Source organism: Microbacterium sp. NPDC089696 (genome assembly GCF_044749125.1).
Classification (GTDB): Bacteria; Actinomycetota; Actinomycetes; order Actinomycetales; family Microbacteriaceae; genus Microbacterium.
Genome location: NZ_JBIVHF010000001.1, coordinates 1,481,263 through 1,496,786, shown reverse-complemented (window position 1 = coordinate 1,496,786; position 15,524 = coordinate 1,481,263). Strand labels below are relative to the sequence as shown.

Genomic DNA, 15,524 nt, shown 5'->3' with positions numbered 1-15,524 from the left:
GGGGAACCACTCTACGAGCAGATCGGGATCACGAATCCAGGAACGCCGCCAGCGCGGCGGCGGAGCGCGTCCCGTCGTGCACGTCCCGGATGAACGCCGGCCCCGCAGCGGCGAGCCTCGCGGAGGTGCCGCGGTCCGCCGAGATGCGCCTCAGGACGTCCTCCAGGTCCCGCCAGCGCGCCTCGACGATCGGGAGCTCGGCACCGGTGGTGTCGCGGATCGCCTGACGGGTGTCGTCCGAGACATGCGACACGACGAGCCTTCCGGAGGCCATCGCCTCGCACGCTGCGACCCCGTACGCGCCCGCGAGGAACTGGTCGAGGACGATGTCGGCCGATCCGTAGAGCTCGGGCATCCGTTCCGCCGGGATGCCGCGCACCTCGCGGTAGTCGACGACGCCCTCGTCGTGCAGCCTCCGCATGGTGTCGGCGATCTGGTCGCTGCCCTTCAGCCCCGCCCGCGTCGGCGCGTGCACGACCCGGATCGGCCCCTCGCCCTGCAGCGCGGGAGCCGCCGCGGCCGATGACCAGCGCTCGGGCTCGACGACCACGGGGATCCACGTCGCCCCGGGGACGAACGGGAGGAGGTCGGGGGTGGACACGAAGACCGGGACGTCCGCGGCGGCGGTGAGTCGAGCGTTCGCGGCCGCGATCCGCTCGAGGGCGTCGGTCTCCCCGTAGCGCCCGGGGGCGAAGGGCGAGTCCGGCTCGTCCCGGGCGTGCGCGCTGGGCAGTCTGATGTCGCTGCCGTGCCAGAGCAGCGCGACTCGGATCCCGGCGTCCTGGAGCTCGCGGACGGCCGCGAGGACGTCGCCGTCGACCTCGTGGAGGTGCCGACCGGACTCGATCACGACGTGGGTGAAGCGACGCCGGATGTTCTCGCCCTGCGCGCGCCGCCACCGCTGGTTGGCGATCAGCGCCGACGCGGGGATCACGTGGTCGGCGGTGAAGCCGAAGACGTCGTCACCGCCGCGGAACATCGTGCTCGCCGCCGCGACGTCGGGCAGCGTCTCCGCGGCCCGCGCCCACGCGTATCCCTGACCCGCGGAGTTCACCGGTCCGATCAGCAGACGCCGACGGGCGTCCGCGATCGGGGTGACGCCCGTCTCGCGGAACTGCCGCGCGAGTCCGGGCAGCACATGCCCCGCGATCGCCGCAGGCAGCGCGGCGACGGCGAGACGGTAGGCGCGTGCGCCGAGATCAGCGGGCATGCGTCGAGGAGTCGACGATCCGACGGACGGCGTCCGCCCAGACCTCGACCTGTCGCTCCGCCGAGAGCGCGTCGGCCGCGCGCATCGCGGACTGCTTGAATCCGTTCACGCGCTCGATCGTCAGCGCGTCGATCGCGGACGCGATCTCGGACTCGGCGAACCCCTCCGTCACGACCCCCAGGTCGTGCTCGCGGACCAGCCGCGCCATCTCGACCGACGGGCCGACGATGATGCCGAGTCGCGCCTGCACGTAGTCGAAGAACTTGTTGGGCAGCGCCATGACGTTGTTCGTGCTCACCGGCTGCAGGATGTGGATGCCGAGGTCGTACTCGTTGAGGGTCTCGATCAACACCGACTGCGCGACGGGGTCGTGCACCGTGATCCGGGGGCCGAGCTCCTCGGCGAGCGCGACGAACTCCGCCCTGTCCTTCTCGGGGTTCCACGTCAGGTACAGGTCGAAGCTCACGTCGGCGGGCGATGCGGCGACGGCGCGCATGATCTCGGCGAGGCTGCGCTCGTGGAAGGGATTGCCGCTGTGCACGAGACGGATCGTGGGACCGGCCTCCCGGAACGGCAGATCGCGGAGGTGGGTCGAGTTCGTCACGACGCCCGGCTCGAGCCCGAACTCGTGGTACTTCTTCGCGATCTCGCGGCCGACGGTCGTGGACGACGCCACCGGAGACACGAGCTCCCGCGTCATCCACGTCCAGTAGCGCTGGTGGCGCTTCCCCATCGGCGAGTCCTCGAACCCCATGTCGGGGAAGAACTCGTGCAGGTCGGCGTGCACGCGATCAGCCCCGAACAGCCGACAGGCGACGCCCACCGTCTCGGCGTCGTTCGCGATCACCGCGTCGAAGCGGCGTCCCGCGAGGCGGTGCATGGTCTCGATGACGCCCGGCGTCTGGAAGTACATGCGGCGGAACCACTCGGTGCGGTGGGCGACCTCGTCGAGCGCACGTGTGAGGAGTCCTCGCGGAGGCGTGTGGTCGCCCGTGATCTCGATGTGCGTGACGCCGGGGTGCGGCGACGGTCCGGGCGAGCAGGTCGTGACGTCGTACTCGTCGACGAAGCGTCGGACCTGCTTGATGACGCGCGGATCGCCGTCGATCGGCACGAAGGAGAGGATGAGGAGCGTGGCGCGTCCGGCGGTCGAGCGACCGTCGGACGTCACCACGTCGCCACCAGTCCGCCCCAGGAGAGACCGACACCGAAGCCGACGAGCATGACGCGCATGCCCGGCTTCAGCGCACCCGAGCGCTCGGCGTCCGCGAGCGCGATCGGGATGGTCGACGACACCGTGTTGCCGGACTCGGCGAGCGAGACGAAGAACCGCTCGGCCGGAACACCGAGCTTCTTGCGCAGGTGGTCGAGCATGAATGCGTTCGCCTGGTGGAAGACGAAGAGGTCGACGTCGTCGCGCTCGAGTCCGGCCTTGCCGAGGATCTCCTCGACGGTCTCCGGGACCACGCGCAGCGTGAAGTTGAAGATGTCCGGCCCGTCCATGTACAGGTCGTACCCGGACTGCACGAGCTCGCGCACGGCGGCGTCGGCCTTCGGCTGGAGCGCCGCCCCCGAGCGGAGCCCGCCGTTCGGGACGATCAGGCTCTTCCCCCCCGAGCCGTCGGTGCCGTAGGTGATCGCGGTGAGGGCGTCGGCGTCGCCGTCGGCCGTCACGATCGTCGCCGCGGCGCCGTCGCCGAAGATGGTGCGCACCGACTTGTCGGCCGGATTGATGAACTTCGTGTACGTGTCGGCCGTCACGAGCAGCACGGTCGCGGCCTGCCCGGACTCGATGAGGCCCTTGGCCAGACCGAGGCCGTAGATGTAGCCGGAGCAGCCGAGCGTGATGTCCGTCGCCCCCGCCGACGTGGGGATGCCGAGCGCGTCCTGCACGATGCAGGCCGTGGACGGCAGGAAGTAGTCGGGGCTCTGCGTGCACAGGATGACGTAGTCGACGTCCTCGGGTCGGATGCCGTCGCGCTCGAAGAGCTTGCGCGCCGCGGCGATCGCGAGATCCGAGGAGAACTCCTCGGGTCCGGAGATGTGACGGCGATCGATCCCCGTCTTGGCCGAGATCTTCTCGACGCTCCATTCCGGGAATTCGGCCGAGAGGTCCTCGTTCGTGAGGACGGCTTCGGGGAGGTAGTAGTCGACTGCGGAGATGCGGGCACCCATGGCGTCGAGTCTACCGACCGCCCGGCCTCACCTCGCGGTGTACCCGCCGTCGACGACCAGCACGGATCCGGTCACCCAGCGCGACACGGGCGAGAGCAGATACAGCGCGGCATGCGCCACGTCGTCGACGGTCCCCAGGCCGAGCGGATGCGCGGCGGTGATCTGCGCCCACCCGTCCGCACCGACGCCGGCCCTCAGGCGATCCGTCAGCGGCGTCTCGACGATCCCCGCCGCGATGCTGTTCACGCGGATGCGCTCGCGGGCGAGTTCCAGTCCGAGGGACTTGCCGAGCGACGCCACCGCCGCCTTGCTCGCGGCGTACGCGCTCACTCCGGCCTCACCGACGAGGCCGACCGCCGAGGAGAGCAGCACGATGCTCGCGTCCTCGGCCCGCACCCGCGGATGCCGGAACGCCTTCGCGAGCATGAGGGCGCTCGTGACGTTGATGTCGAGGAGCTCGGCCGTCTGCGCTGCCGTCGCGATGCGCAGCGGCGCCGTCACGTGGATGCCGGCGGCGTGCACGAGGCCGCTGAGCGGTCCCATCTCCGCCGCGACGTCGCGGAGCATGCCCGTCACGCCGGCGTGGTCCGCGAGGTCGTACTCGACCGACACGTGTCCGTCGCCGTCGAGCATCGCCCTGGTCTCCGCGAGCTCCGCCGGACGGCGGCCGATCAGGGCGACCCTGGCGCCCTGCCTGCTCGCGGCGACGGCGGTCGCTCGGCCGATCCCGGAGGTCGCCCCCGAGACGACGATCGCGCGACCGTCGAGGGCGAGGAACGAGGTGTCGTCAGGCACCGGCGAGTGCGCGCAGATCCTGAACGGTCTTCGCCTTGGCGAGCTCGTCGGCCTCGATCGTCACGCCGACCCGCTCATCGACCTCGGCGATGAAGCTGATGTTGGCGAGCGAGTCCCAGCCGATCTCGTCGAGGTCGTCGGTCAGCGAGACCTCTCCGACCTCGACTTCGAGGATCTCCGCCACGAGCTCAAGAAACGCCTTCTCATCCATGCGTCGATCATATCCGCTCCCCCGCGGACGCACGGGGTGGCCACGCCGCCCGGCGTGCGGCCGCGCCGCCCCGCTATAGGGTCGGAGCATGAGCGCTTCCGTCGTCACCGCCTCCGCCCTCGCCGCCGAGATGTCGTCCGTCCTCGTGGGCGACGACCGCGACGTGACGGGCCTCGCCCCGCTCGGGGAGGCCGGTTCCGCGCAGCTCACGTTCGTCGTCGATCCGGTCAAGTACGGCGAGGCGTTCGGCCGTGCCCTCGCCGCGGGCGCCGTCGTGCTCGTCCCGGCGGCGGCCGAGGTCGACGACGCGCGGGGCACCATGATCCCGGTCGAGAACCCGCGCGCGGCGTTCGCCCTGATCGTCGCCGCGCATTTCGCCCGTCGCCCCGAGCCCGGGATCGCCGACACGGCACGCGTGCACCCCACGGCCGAGATCCACCCGACGGCGCACATCGGCGAGTACACGGTGGTGCGGGCCGGGGCGCGTGTCGCAGAGCACTCCGAGGTGCGCGACCACGTCGTGATCGGCCATGACGTGGCGATCGGCGCGCACGCGCTCATCAAGAGCCACGCCGTCATCGGCGAGGAGGGCTTCGGCATGGAGAAGGACGAGCGCGGCGACAACATCCGCATCCCGCACCTCGGTTCCGTCGTGATCGACGATCACGTGGAGGTGGGGAACTTCACGACCGTGTGCTCGGGAACGATCTCGCCCACGCGCGTCGGCGACCACACGAAGATCGACGACCACGTCCACATCGCGCACAACTGCCGGATCGGTCGCAACGTCATCATCACCGCCTGCGCCGAGATCTCCGGGAGCGTGGTGATCGAGGACGAGACCTGGATCGGCCCGAACGCGTCCGTGATCCAGGGCGTCACGCTGGGCCGGCACTCCCTGCTCGGCATCGGCGCCGTGGCGCTGAAGTCCGTGCCCGCCGACGAGGTGCGCGTGGGCAACCCCGCCAAGCGACTCGGCGACAACCCGCGCTGAGCGCGGCTCAGTAGTTCTCGGCGGGGACCTTCTCGAACCACCAGAACGGGTGGGTGAGCACCTGGATCAGCGGCTCGCGGTCGACCCAGAGCGCGAAGTGCCCCTCGCGCCAGTGTCCGCTGCTGTCGCTCAGGTACTTCATGCTCGGCATCATGAAGCGCGGCTCGTAAGAGTGGTAGCGCACCGTGTCCGACCAGCGCTCGAGCAGCTCGGAGGCGAATTCGAAGCCGCCGAGTCGTGCGGGCTCGTGCAGGCTGAAGCCGCCGAGGGGGCGCCCCACGGCGGTCTCGAACACCGTGCGCTGCTTCTCGGCCCACTCGAGGTTGGTGCCGCCCATGACCTCGCCGATGCCGCCCTCGAGGTGCAGCTGGACCTCGTGCCCGAGCTCCTCCATCTCGCGGATCATCATGAGCGACGGCAGGCTCATGATGCTGTAGCCGCGGGCGTGGACGCGCAGGAAGATGCTCGAGGTGCAGCCGGCCTCCGCGTCGACGCGGGCGACGCGCATGGCCTGCTCGATGCTGTTGTCGATGTCGTGACGGAGCACCAGGTGCTTGGGCTGCGGATCGTCGAGGTACTTCTCGAAGCTCGTGACCGCGTATCCCGCGTCCAGATAGGCGTGCAGGGTCGCCGCGTAGTCCTTGAGGGCGAAGCCCATCTTTCCGGGCTCTGAGGGGGTCATCGATCCACCGTTCGTGTCTGTTCCGGTCCGCCGATCGGGGTCGCGGCAACCCCGCCCATGTTAGCCGCACGCGCGGGAGACACCGAGACGCGACGCTCTCAGTAGACTGGGCGCATGATTTCCCGCCGCCCGGAGACCGCTCCTCGAACGTGAACAGGAACAGAATCCCGCGGTGGGTGAACGCTCTGATCGACCGGATCGCCGACAGCCCCACGAGCCTCGTCGGCCGTCTCGCGGCCCGACGCTACGGCACCCCGATCCCCGGCAGCGTGGGGGTCACGGAGTTCGCTCCCGCGGACCGCCGGGTCCTCATCGCCCCCGTGAACTACTCGGGCCAGGGCTACGAGTGGGCGCGAGCTCTCGAGCGCGACCTCGACGGCGTCTCGGCGCGCAACATGGCGATCCACGTGCCCGGGGGCTTCGACTACGCCGCGGACCTCCTCGTGCCCGTGCCGACCTATCACAACGACACCGAATGGCAGGAGCGCCAGCTTCGCGCGGCCCTCGAGGCGACCCACGTCCTCATCGAGGCCGAGGAGCCGCCGTTCGGACGCCTGCTCGGGCGTTCCGTGGCCCGTCAGGCCGACGCCCTGGTGCGGGGCGGCGTCGACGTCGCGTTCCTCGCTCACGGCACCGATGTGCGGCTGCCCTCCCGGCACATGCGGGACAACCCCTGGTCGCACTACTCCGACCCGGGGATCTATGCCACACGCGACGAGACCCTCGCCGCACGCAACATCGCCCTGCTCGAGCGGAGCGGTCGCCCCGTGTTCGTCTCGACCCCCGACCTCCTCGACGATCTGCCCGACGCCGCCTGGTGCCCCGTCGTGGTCGACCTCGCCCGCTGGGACACGCCGCGCAGCGAGCGCGCCCCCGACGCTCCCCTCCGGGTGGCGCACGCCCCGTCCGTCTCGGTGATCAAGGGGACGCACCTCGTGCTCGACGAGCTCCGCGCACTCGAGGCCGAGGGCGTGATCGTGCTCGATCTCATCCAGGGCGTCCCCTCGGCGGCGATGCCCGCGCGTTTCGCCGCCGCCGACGTCGTCATCGACCAGCTCCGGATCGGCTCCTACGGCGTCGCCGCCTGCGAGGCGCTCGCCGCCGGCTGCGTCGTCGTCGGGCATCTCGCCGATCGCGTCCGGGCCCGTGTGGCCTCGGCGACCGGCTCGGAACCGCCCGTCGTCGAGGCCACGCCCGAGACCATCGGCAGCGTGCTGCGCGGGCTGGCCGCCCACGACGACCTCGATCCCCTGCGTGCCGCGGGCCGCGACTTCGTCGCAGCCGTCCACGACGGCCGACGCTCGGCCGCGGTGCTCGATCGGCTCTGGCTGGCGGCTCCGCCGTCGCAACGAGAGGACCCCACCCGGTGAACCCCCGTCTCGAAGCTCTCTGGAAGCTCCTCCCCAAGCCGGTGCAGGACGCCGTGGCATCCACAGCGGACCGTCTCCGCGGGGTGACGCCGCCCCCTCCGCCGCATCCCGATCCATCCCGGCCGATCCGGATGCTCGTGGGTCCGGTCAACTACGCCGGCCAGGGCTACCGGTGGTCGCGCGCCGCCGAGGCGGACGGCACCGTCTCCGCCGTGAACTACGTGCACGCCGAGAACAACCTCCTGCAGTACCCGGCCGACTACACGGTCACGTGGCGCACCACCGAGCACTCGCGCGCCTGGCAGCGGTCGATGGTCGAGACGATCGCCGCCGAGTACACGCACGTCCTCATCGAAGCCTGCTTCCCGATCGTCGGCGGGCTGTTCTCCGGCGACCTCCGCCGCCAGGTCGCCCTGCTCCAGGAGCGCGGCGTGCGGGTCGGGATCGTCGGCCACGGCACTGATGTGCGGCTGCCCTCGACGCACCTCACCTCGACGCCGTGGTCGCACTTCACGGACAGCGACGAATGGGTCGCGGCCGAGCTGGTCGAGAAGGCCGTGTCGGAGAACCTCCGGGCGATCGAGGACATCGCGGTGCCGACGTTCGTGTCGACCGCGGGCCTCCTCGTGGATCTGCCCCGCGCGCACTTCCTCGGGGTCGTGATCGATCCGGAGCGATGGGCGAACGACGCCCCGCTGCTGGAGCGGGAGCGCATCCGCGTGATCCACGCCCCCACCAACCCGCACGTCAAGGGCTCGCCGCTGATCATCCCCATCGCGCAGCGGCTGCACGACGAGGGTGTGATCGAGTTCGTGCAGCTGGATCGCGTCCCCAACGACGAGATGCCCGGCGTCATGGCCTCGGCGGACGTCATCCTCGACCAGTTCCGCGTCGGCGACTACGGGGTCGCGGCGTGCGAGGGCATGGCCGCCGGCCGCCTTGTGCTCGCGCACGTGACCGCGCAGGCGCGCGAGGAGGTCGAGCGTCACGCCGGCATGCCGCTCCCGGTGCCCGAGACCACCCCGGACACGCTCGAGGAGGTCCTGCGGGACATCGTCGCCCGCCGCGACGAGTACCGCGGGATCGCCGCGACCGGTCGGGAGTTCGTGCGTCGCCTGCACAACGGCGACTTCTCGCGACGCGTCCTGATGACGCATTTCCTCGCGGAGTGACCGTGCGGATCGCCATCGCCACGCGCATCTACCGGCCGGAGCCGTCGGCGGCATCGTCGTACCTGGGCGCCGTCGCCGACGAGGCCACGTCGCGAGGTCACGACGTGACGGTCGTCACGGTGCGCCCTCCCGCGGGCATCCCCGTCGGCAGCACCGTCGAGACCGTGCGGATGATGCCCGTGCTGCGCGACCGGAGCGGCTACGTCAAGGGGTATCTCCAGTATCTGAGCTTCGACGTCCCGCTGTTCTTCCGGCTGCTCGTGCTGCGACGCCCCGATGTCGTCCTCATGGAACCGCCGCCCACCACCGGGCTCGTCGTCCGAGTGGTCTGCGCGATCCGCCGCATCCCCTACGTGTACGACGCCGCGGACATCTGGTCGGACGCCGCCGAGCAGGCGACGGGGTCGCGCACCGTGATCCGCGTGCTGCGAATGATGGAGAGGTTCGCGATGCAGGGCGCGCGGAGCCTCGTGACCATCTCCCAGGGCGTGATGGACCGGGTGCGGGCGATGGGCGTGGACCGCCCGGTCACGGTGACCGGGTTCGGTGCGGACACGACGGCGTTCCTCTCGCCCGTGCGGACGGACACGCCGACCGACCGTGTTCTCCTCTACGCGGGCACGTACTCGCCGTGGCACGGGGCCGATGCCGCGGTCGACGCGTTCGCCGCGTTCTCGTCGACGCACCCCGGCTACCGGCTGCGCTTCATCGGCAACGGCAGCGAGCGCGACCTGCTCGAGCGCCGGGCACGCGAACTCGGGGTCGACGACGCCGTGGAGTTCGTCGAGACGATTCCGAGCGAGCAGCTGCTCCCCGAACTGCACCGCGCCGTCGCGACGATCGCGACGCTCCGGCCCGGCGGCGGGTACGAGTACGCGTTCACCACGAAGGCCTACTCGTCGATGGCGGCCGGCTGCCCCGTGGTCTTCGCCGGCCCCGGACCCACCGCGGCGTTCCTCGACCGGGCGAACGCCGAGGTCCGCGCCGGGGTCGTGTGCGACTACGACCCCGCGCAGATCGCCGAGGCCATGGCGGTGTTCGCCGACGATCCGCTCAGCGGAGAGCAGCGGGTCGCCCTCGCCGAGTGGACGGCCGCGGAGCACTCCCTCACCGCGGTCGCCTCCCGCGTCGTGGACGTGATCGAGGCCTCCGCGGCCGGAGAGCGGAGGAGCTGACATGCGGGCGTGGATCAATGCCGTGGCCGACCGGATCGTCCGGAACCGTTCGAAGCTCCCCCGCTGGGTGAACCGGATGCTGGACTCGGCCGCGCGTGACCCCGACGGACTCATCGGCCGTCTCGCGCATCGCGCTCTCGGCGGCGGCAGCGCCCCCGTCACGGAGGTGCCCGACGCCGCCGTCCGCGTGTTCATCGGACCCACGAATTACTCCGGACAGGGCTTCCGGTGGGCACGGGCTCTCGAACAGGCCGATCCGACCGTGCAGGCCCGGAACATGGAGATCGTCATCCCCGGCGGCTACTCCTTCGCGGCCGACACCTCGGTGCCCGTCGCGGCCACATCGTCGGCAACGTGGCAGGAGGGCGAGTGGGCCGCCGTCCAGCGGTTCTCGCACGTGCTCATCGAGGCCGAGCGTCCGCTCTTCGGCAGACTCTTCGATCGCGATATCGCCGCCGAGGTCGAGGCCCTGGACGCGGCCGGGGTCTCGGTCGCTTTCCTCAGCCACGGCACCGACATCCGCAATCCGCGCGAGCACGCGCGCCGCACCCCCTGGTCGCCGTACCCCGAGGATCCGCGCACGGAGGTCCTCCAGGCCGACGCCGACGAGAACCTCGCCCTCCTCACGCGACTGCGCCGTCCCACCTTCGTGTCGACCCCCGACCTGCTGGACGAGCTGCCGTGGGCGTCGTGGTGCCCCGTCGTGATCGACGTGCAGCGCTTCCGGACCGACCGCGCCGCCCTGTCCGGCGGCACCCCTCGCATCATCCACTCGTCGAGCTCCGCCGTGCAGAAGGGCAGCCACCTCATCGAGCCGGCCCTCGCGCCGCTCGTCGACGCCGGCCGTGTGGACTACCGGCTCGTGACCGGGGTCAGCTCGGACCGCATGCCGGATCTCCTCGCCGGAGCGGACATCGTGCTCGACCAGTTCCGTCTCGGGTCCTACGGCGTCGCCGCGTGCGAGGCGATGGCCGCAGGACGCGTCGTGATCGGCCACGTGCTGCCAGGGATCCGGGAGCGCATCGAGGCGGAGATCGGCATGCCGCTTCCGATCGTCGAGGCCGACCCCGACTCCCTCCACGACGTGGTCGCCGGTCTCCTCGCCGATCCCGACAGGGCGCGCGCCGCCGCCGCCGCCGGCCCGCGCTACGTCGAGGCCGTGCACTCGGGCGCCCGCAGCGCGGAGGTCCTGCTCTCCGAGTGGATCCGCAGCTCCGCCTGAGCGATCAGCCGTTCACGCGGAGGCGATGCCGACCGTGCCGCGCGCCCGGTCTCGTGCGTCCTTCCACCGGCGCATCCGCTTCTCGAGAGTGCGTTCGACGAACGTGTGCAGAGCCCACGCCGCGACGAGGTCGACGACGAACAGCACGGCGAACCACAGGAGGTTGCGCCATGAGGCTTCCTGGTAGCCGAAGATCCGCAGCGCGAGGTAGATGAACGTCGCGTGGACGAGGTAGAACGCGAACGACCACTCGCCCAGACGCACCTGCCAGCGCGATGCGAACCACAGGCGCTTGCCGCGCAGCGCGTGACTCGCGAGGGCGACGATCGCGAGTCCGCAGGCGATCGTGAAGAACTCGTTCGTGAGTCCACGGAGCACGACCGTGACCGGCCCGTCGCCGATCAGGCGTCCGGAGAACAGGAGCAATCCGATCACCGCGGCCATCGAGCCGATGCCGACGATCGGGTGGATGCGCGGACGCCAGCCCGAGCGCATCGCCCACGCGAGCGCCATCCCGAGCACGAACTCCGGCAGCCGCTGCACGGGCACGGGCACGACGGCGAGGCCGGTCTCGGGGAAGACGAGGACGACCACCCGGTACACGAACGCGTACAGCACGACCCCCGCCCCCAGGAGCAGCGCTCCGCGCTTGGCCATCGGGACCAGCACGCGGGAGATCCACGGGTGGAGCGCGTAGAAGAACGCCTCGCAGGTGAGGGTCCACGCCGCGGGGTTGCCCGAGAACAGGATCATGGGGTTCGACCACCACGCCTGCAGCACCACGACCGAGAGCAGCAGGATGCCGAGGTCGAACGGCTTCAGGAAGCTCCCCTCGGGGACCGCGAAGATCGTGTAGAAGACCGGGATCGCGAGCAGGAGCGCCGCCATGTGCGCGGGCCAGATCCGTGCGAAGCGCCGCCAGTAGAACGTCGACACGGGGAGGTTCGGCCGCGCCGACCAGGTCAGCACGAACCCGGACAGCACGAAGAAGAACGTGACGCCGAGGTAGCCGTTCAGGAGGACCGTGGTGATCGGCCCCGGCAGCGGCGCGAAGACGTGCATGTGGTACAGGAAGACCGCGAAAGCAGCCCACCACCGCAGTCCGGTCAGAGAGTCGAGTCGCTCGGTCGGCTGAGCGAGGGTCGATTCAGCGTGCACGCGTACTGCTTCCGGTCGGCGGGAGGGGCCTGCCCAGGATACCCGCCCGCGCCGGGCCGCCGTGCGAGGCACGGATAGGATCGATCACATGCCGCACCCCGACGTGGACGTGATCATCCCCGTGCACACGCCGAGCCGCCCGATCCGTCGCGCCGCCGCCTCGGTGCTCGCGAACGAGGCGGATGTGCGCGTGACCGTCGTCGCGCACAACACGGATCCGGACGGGATCGCCGACCGCCTCGGCGACCTCGCGGAGCACCCCGCGGTGCGGCTCCTCCCGCTGCAGGACGGCATCCCCTCCCCGGCCGGGCCCATGAACCACGGGATCGCGGCCGCCGAGGCACCCTACTTCTCCGTGCTCGGCTCCGACGACGAGCTCGACCCCGGCGCGATCGACTCCTGGCTGGGGATCGCGCGCTCCACGGGCGCGACGACAGTGATCCCCCGCGTGCGGGTCGAGGAGAGGCTCGAGCCCACCCCTCCGACGCGTCGCGGCCGCACGCGCGACCTCGACCCCGAGCGCGATCGGCTCTCCTACCGGTGCATGCCCCTCGGACTGATCGACAGAACCCGGTTCCCGGACCTGCGCTTCACACCGGGACTCACGTCGGGCGAGGACCTGGAGTTCACCGCGGAGCTGTGGTTCACCGGGTCGCGCATCGCGTACGCGCGCACGGGGCCCGCCTACTTCGGTCACGACGATGCCGACGATCGGGTGACACGCGTCCTGCGCCCCCTCGCCGAGGACTTCGCGTTCCTCGACATCGTGGCGGCACGTCCGTGGTACTCGACGGCTCCGGTGTCGCTGCGCCGCGCGTTCGGCGTGAAGAACCTGCGCGTGCACCTGATGGACGCCGTCGTCGCCCGCCTCGACGCCCCCGGGGGCATCGAGGCGTATGCGGCGGACCTGCTGGCGATCGCCGACCGCATCGAGCGCATGTCCCCCGGCGCGACCGCGCTGCTCGCACGGGCGGACCGGAAGGTGCTCCGCGAGCTCGCCTCCGACGCCCCCTCGTCCGAGCGCATCCTCGCGCACGTCGGCGCCCGGTGGGGTGGAGGCTTCGATGCGCGGCTCACCGCGAATCCGCTGCTGTCCCTGCACCGGCAGGCGCCGTACCGCACGCTGCGGGACATGCTCCCGTAGGGGAGCCGCACGGCGCGCGATAGCATCGACTCGGTATGCACTCTCCACTCGTCGACGTCACGATCGCCGTCCACTCCGCCACCCGTCCGATCGCCCGCGCCGTCGCCTCCGTCGTGAACGGCACGAAGGCTCCGGTCCGCGTGACCGTGGTGGCGCACAACATCGACCCGGAGATCATCCGGACCAACCTCGGCGACTGGGCCGAGCACCCCGCGGTGCGGCTCCTGTCGCTGCGGGACGGCATCCCCTCCCCCGCCGGGCCCATGAACCTCGGGATGCAGGAGGCCACGGCGCCGTTCCACTCCCTGCTGGGCTCCGACGACGAGTTCGCCCCGGGCGCGATCGACTCCTGGCTGGCCCTCCAGCGCCGCACGGGCGCGCAGGCCGTGATCGGACGCATCCGACTCGTGACCGGCGGCCCCGACCCGTACCCGCCGGTGCGCTCCGGGACACGGACGACCGGTCTCCGTGCGGATCGCGATCGCCTGCACTACCGCAGCGCTCCCCTGGGACTCGTCGACAGGTCGCGCTTCGGCGATCTGCGGTTCGCCGAGGGACTCGCCTCCGGGGAGGACCTCGCGTACTCCGCGACCCTCTGGATCACCGCGGACAGCGTGGCCTACGACCTCTACGGGCCGCCGTACGTGGGTCACGACGACGTCGACGACCGCGTGACCTCGGCTCCGCGCAGCGTGGACGCCGACTTCGCCTTCCTGGACACGATCGAGCAGACGGACTGGTTCCCGAACGCATCGCGCTCCGATCTGCACGCGCTCGCGGTCAAGCTCGTCCGCATCCATTTCTTCGACGCCGTCGCCGCGCGCCTCGACGACCCCGGCATCGCCGCCGTCTCGTCCGACCTCCTGTCGGTGCTCGACCGCGTGTGCGGCTGGGCGCCGGGCGTGCTGTCCGTGCTGTCCTCCGCCGACCGCCGCGTGATCGACGCGCTGCGGGTCGGATCCCCCGATGCGCAGCGCGTCCGCGAGCTCCTCGGCCGACGCTGGATCTACCTGTCGCTCGGCGCCCAGCTCCCGCGGAACCCGTTGTTCGCCCTCCACCGGCAGGCCCCGCTGCGCACCCTGTTCGCCGGCGCACGATCGCAGCGACGGGGGCAGCTGTGACTTCCCCCGCCGTGGACGTGACGATCGCCGTCCACTCGGCCACCCGTCCGATCCGCCGCGCCGTCGCCTCTGTGCTCGACGGGACCGCGGCGCCCGTGCGCGTGATCGTCGTCGCGCACAACATCGACCCCGCGATCATCCGCGACAACCTCGGCGACCGCGCCGACGACGAGCGGGTCCTCCTGCTGGACCTTCAGGACGGCATCCGCTCGCCCGCCGGCCCCATGAACCTCGGCTTCGCGACGTCGACGGCGCCGTTCGTCGCTCTTCTGGGCTCCGACGACGAGTTCGCGCCGGGCGCCCTCGACTCCTGGCTCCGCGTGCAGCGCGAGACCGGGGCGAGCACCGTGATCCCGAAGATCGTGATCGTCGGCCGGCACAACAACCCCCTCCCGCCCGTGCGCGGCGGCCGCCGTTCCCGTCGCCTGGACGCCGCGCGCGACCGTCTCGCGTATCGCAGCGCGCCTCTCGGTCTCATCGACCGCGCGCGGTTCGGGCACCTCCGCTTCGCCGAGGGGCTCTCCTCCGGAGAGGACATCGCGCTCACCGCCGAGCTCTGGTTCCGCGGGCATCGGATCGCGGTGGACATCGACGGCCCGGCGTACGTCGGCCACGAGGACGAGAAGGATCGCGTGACCTTCACCCCGCGTCCGGTGGAGGACGACTTCGCGTTCCTCTCCGGCCTCGAGGACGCGGCATGGTTCCGCGAGCTGCGTCCGCGCGCGCGCACCGCCGTGGTCGTCAAGCTCCTGCGCATCCAGTTCCTCAGCGCGATCGGCGTGCGCGCGACGAGCACGGAGGAGCTCGTCGCCCACCAGGCGGCGCTGCGACGCGTCCTCGACCGACTCGAGGCGCTCGCGCCGCGCGCTCTCCGCCTGCTTTCACGCGTCGATCACCGCATCATCGCCGAGGCCTTCTCCCCCGCTCCGGACGTCGCCCGCATCGGGGTCCTCGCGAACGACCGCTGGAACCAGCGCTCGTTCGGCGCCCTGCTCACGCCGAATCCGCTGCTGTCGCTGCATCCGCAGGCGATGGCGCGGCTCTTCCGCGCGGCGAACCGCACCGACGCGATCGGGTGATCCTCCGGCGGCAGCC

At 71.3% G+C, this 15,524-nt stretch carries 15 protein-coding genes; 8 read left to right on the top strand and 7 right to left on the bottom strand.

All coding sequences use genetic code 11. From position 1 onward, the window contains the following. Positions 1-28: 28 nt before the first annotated feature. Genes ACIPY8_RS07315 through ACIPY8_RS07295 form a run of 5 tightly spaced genes read right to left on the bottom strand, consistent with a single transcriptional unit; the run spans position 29 to position 4,391 of the window. On the bottom strand, positions 29-1,210 hold the full coding sequence (locus ACIPY8_RS07315) for a hypothetical protein (protein WP_400816538.1): 1,182 nt from the start codon (positions 1,208-1,210) through the stop codon (positions 29-31). Beyond that, positions 1,200-2,384 carry a glycosyltransferase family 1 protein gene (locus tag ACIPY8_RS07310; RefSeq protein WP_400816536.1) on the bottom strand — a complete coding sequence of 395 codons (1,185 nt, stop codon included), beginning with the start codon at positions 2,382-2,384 and terminating at the stop codon, positions 1,200-1,202. Before ACIPY8_RS07310 ends, ACIPY8_RS07315 begins: the two co-directional genes overlap by 11 nt. After that, a complete protein-coding gene (locus ACIPY8_RS07305; RefSeq protein ID WP_400816534.1) occupies positions 2,378-3,385 on the bottom strand; it encodes a 3-oxoacyl-ACP synthase III family protein in 1,008 nt (335 codons plus the stop codon). The genes ACIPY8_RS07310 and ACIPY8_RS07305 overlap by 7 nt, the downstream gene beginning before the upstream one ends. Before the next feature lie 27 nt (positions 3,386-3,412). Further along, positions 3,413-4,180 (bottom strand): SDR family NAD(P)-dependent oxidoreductase, encoded by a 768-nt coding sequence (locus ACIPY8_RS07300; RefSeq protein WP_400816532.1) that lies wholly within the window; start codon positions 4,178-4,180, stop codon positions 3,413-3,415. After that, positions 4,173-4,391, bottom strand: a complete 219-nt coding sequence (locus ACIPY8_RS07295; protein ID WP_400816530.1) for an acyl carrier protein — start codon at positions 4,389-4,391, stop codon at positions 4,173-4,175. The genes ACIPY8_RS07300 and ACIPY8_RS07295 overlap by 8 nt, the downstream gene beginning before the upstream one ends. An 88-nt stretch (positions 4,392-4,479) precedes the next feature. Between ACIPY8_RS07295 and ACIPY8_RS07290 the strand changes: the two genes are divergently transcribed. Then, a complete protein-coding gene (locus ACIPY8_RS07290; RefSeq protein ID WP_400816528.1) occupies positions 4,480-5,385 on the top strand; it encodes an LpxD N-terminal domain-containing protein in 906 nt (301 codons plus the stop codon). Positions 5,386-5,392: 7 nt separating this feature from the next. Here ACIPY8_RS07290 and ACIPY8_RS07285 read toward each other — a convergent pair whose 3' ends face one another. Further along, the gene (locus tag ACIPY8_RS07285) at positions 5,393-6,067 is read right to left on the bottom strand and encodes a GCN5 family acetyltransferase (protein ID WP_400816526.1); all 675 of its coding nucleotides are present in this window, start codon (positions 6,065-6,067) and stop codon (positions 5,393-5,395) included. Between the two features lie 176 nt (positions 6,068-6,243). Here ACIPY8_RS07285 and ACIPY8_RS07280 point away from each other — a divergent pair, with 176 nt between their 5' ends. From ACIPY8_RS07280 to ACIPY8_RS07265, 4 genes are read left to right on the top strand one after another with little or no spacing between them, the layout of a single operon-like run. Next, positions 6,244-7,437, top strand: coding sequence for a hypothetical protein (locus ACIPY8_RS07280; protein ID WP_400816524.1), 1,194 nt, complete (start codon positions 6,244-6,246; stop codon positions 7,435-7,437). Further along, positions 7,434-8,609 (top strand): glycosyltransferase, encoded by a 1,176-nt coding sequence (locus tag ACIPY8_RS07275; protein ID WP_400816522.1) that lies wholly within the window; start codon positions 7,434-7,436, stop codon positions 8,607-8,609. Before ACIPY8_RS07280 ends, ACIPY8_RS07275 begins: the two co-directional genes overlap by 4 nt. Beyond that, on the top strand, positions 8,606-9,784 hold the full coding sequence (locus tag ACIPY8_RS07270; RefSeq protein ID WP_400816520.1) for a glycosyltransferase family 4 protein: 1,179 nt from the start codon (positions 8,606-8,608) through the stop codon (positions 9,782-9,784). The genes ACIPY8_RS07275 and ACIPY8_RS07270 overlap by 4 nt, the downstream gene beginning before the upstream one ends. Before the next feature lies 1 nt (position 9,785). Further along, positions 9,786-11,006, top strand: a complete 1,221-nt coding sequence (locus tag ACIPY8_RS07265) for a hypothetical protein (protein WP_400816518.1) — start codon at positions 9,786-9,788, stop codon at positions 11,004-11,006. Positions 11,007-11,018: 12 nt separating this feature from the next. Here ACIPY8_RS07265 and ACIPY8_RS07260 read toward each other — a convergent pair whose 3' ends face one another. Next, positions 11,019-12,164 (bottom strand): acyltransferase family protein, encoded by a 1,146-nt coding sequence (locus ACIPY8_RS07260; RefSeq protein ID WP_400816516.1) that lies wholly within the window; start codon positions 12,162-12,164, stop codon positions 11,019-11,021. Between the two features lie 88 nt (positions 12,165-12,252). On the opposite strand from ACIPY8_RS07260, the gene ACIPY8_RS07255 reads away from it, so the two are divergent. The 3 genes from ACIPY8_RS07255 to ACIPY8_RS07245 are packed head-to-tail and all read left to right on the top strand — an operon-like array spanning position 12,253 to position 15,508. Then, complete coding sequence (locus tag ACIPY8_RS07255) at positions 12,253-13,308, top strand: glycosyltransferase (RefSeq protein ID WP_400816514.1); 1,056 nt, start codon at positions 12,253-12,255, stop codon at positions 13,306-13,308. 35 nt (positions 13,309-13,343) lie between these two features. Beyond that, positions 13,344-14,429, top strand: a complete 1,086-nt coding sequence (locus ACIPY8_RS07250; RefSeq protein ID WP_400816512.1) for a glycosyltransferase — start codon at positions 13,344-13,346, stop codon at positions 14,427-14,429. Next, positions 14,426-15,508, top strand: coding sequence for a glycosyltransferase (locus ACIPY8_RS07245; RefSeq protein WP_400816510.1), 1,083 nt, complete (start codon positions 14,426-14,428; stop codon positions 15,506-15,508). The genes ACIPY8_RS07250 and ACIPY8_RS07245 overlap by 4 nt, the downstream gene beginning before the upstream one ends. The last annotated feature ends 16 nt before the right edge of the window (positions 15,509-15,524 follow it).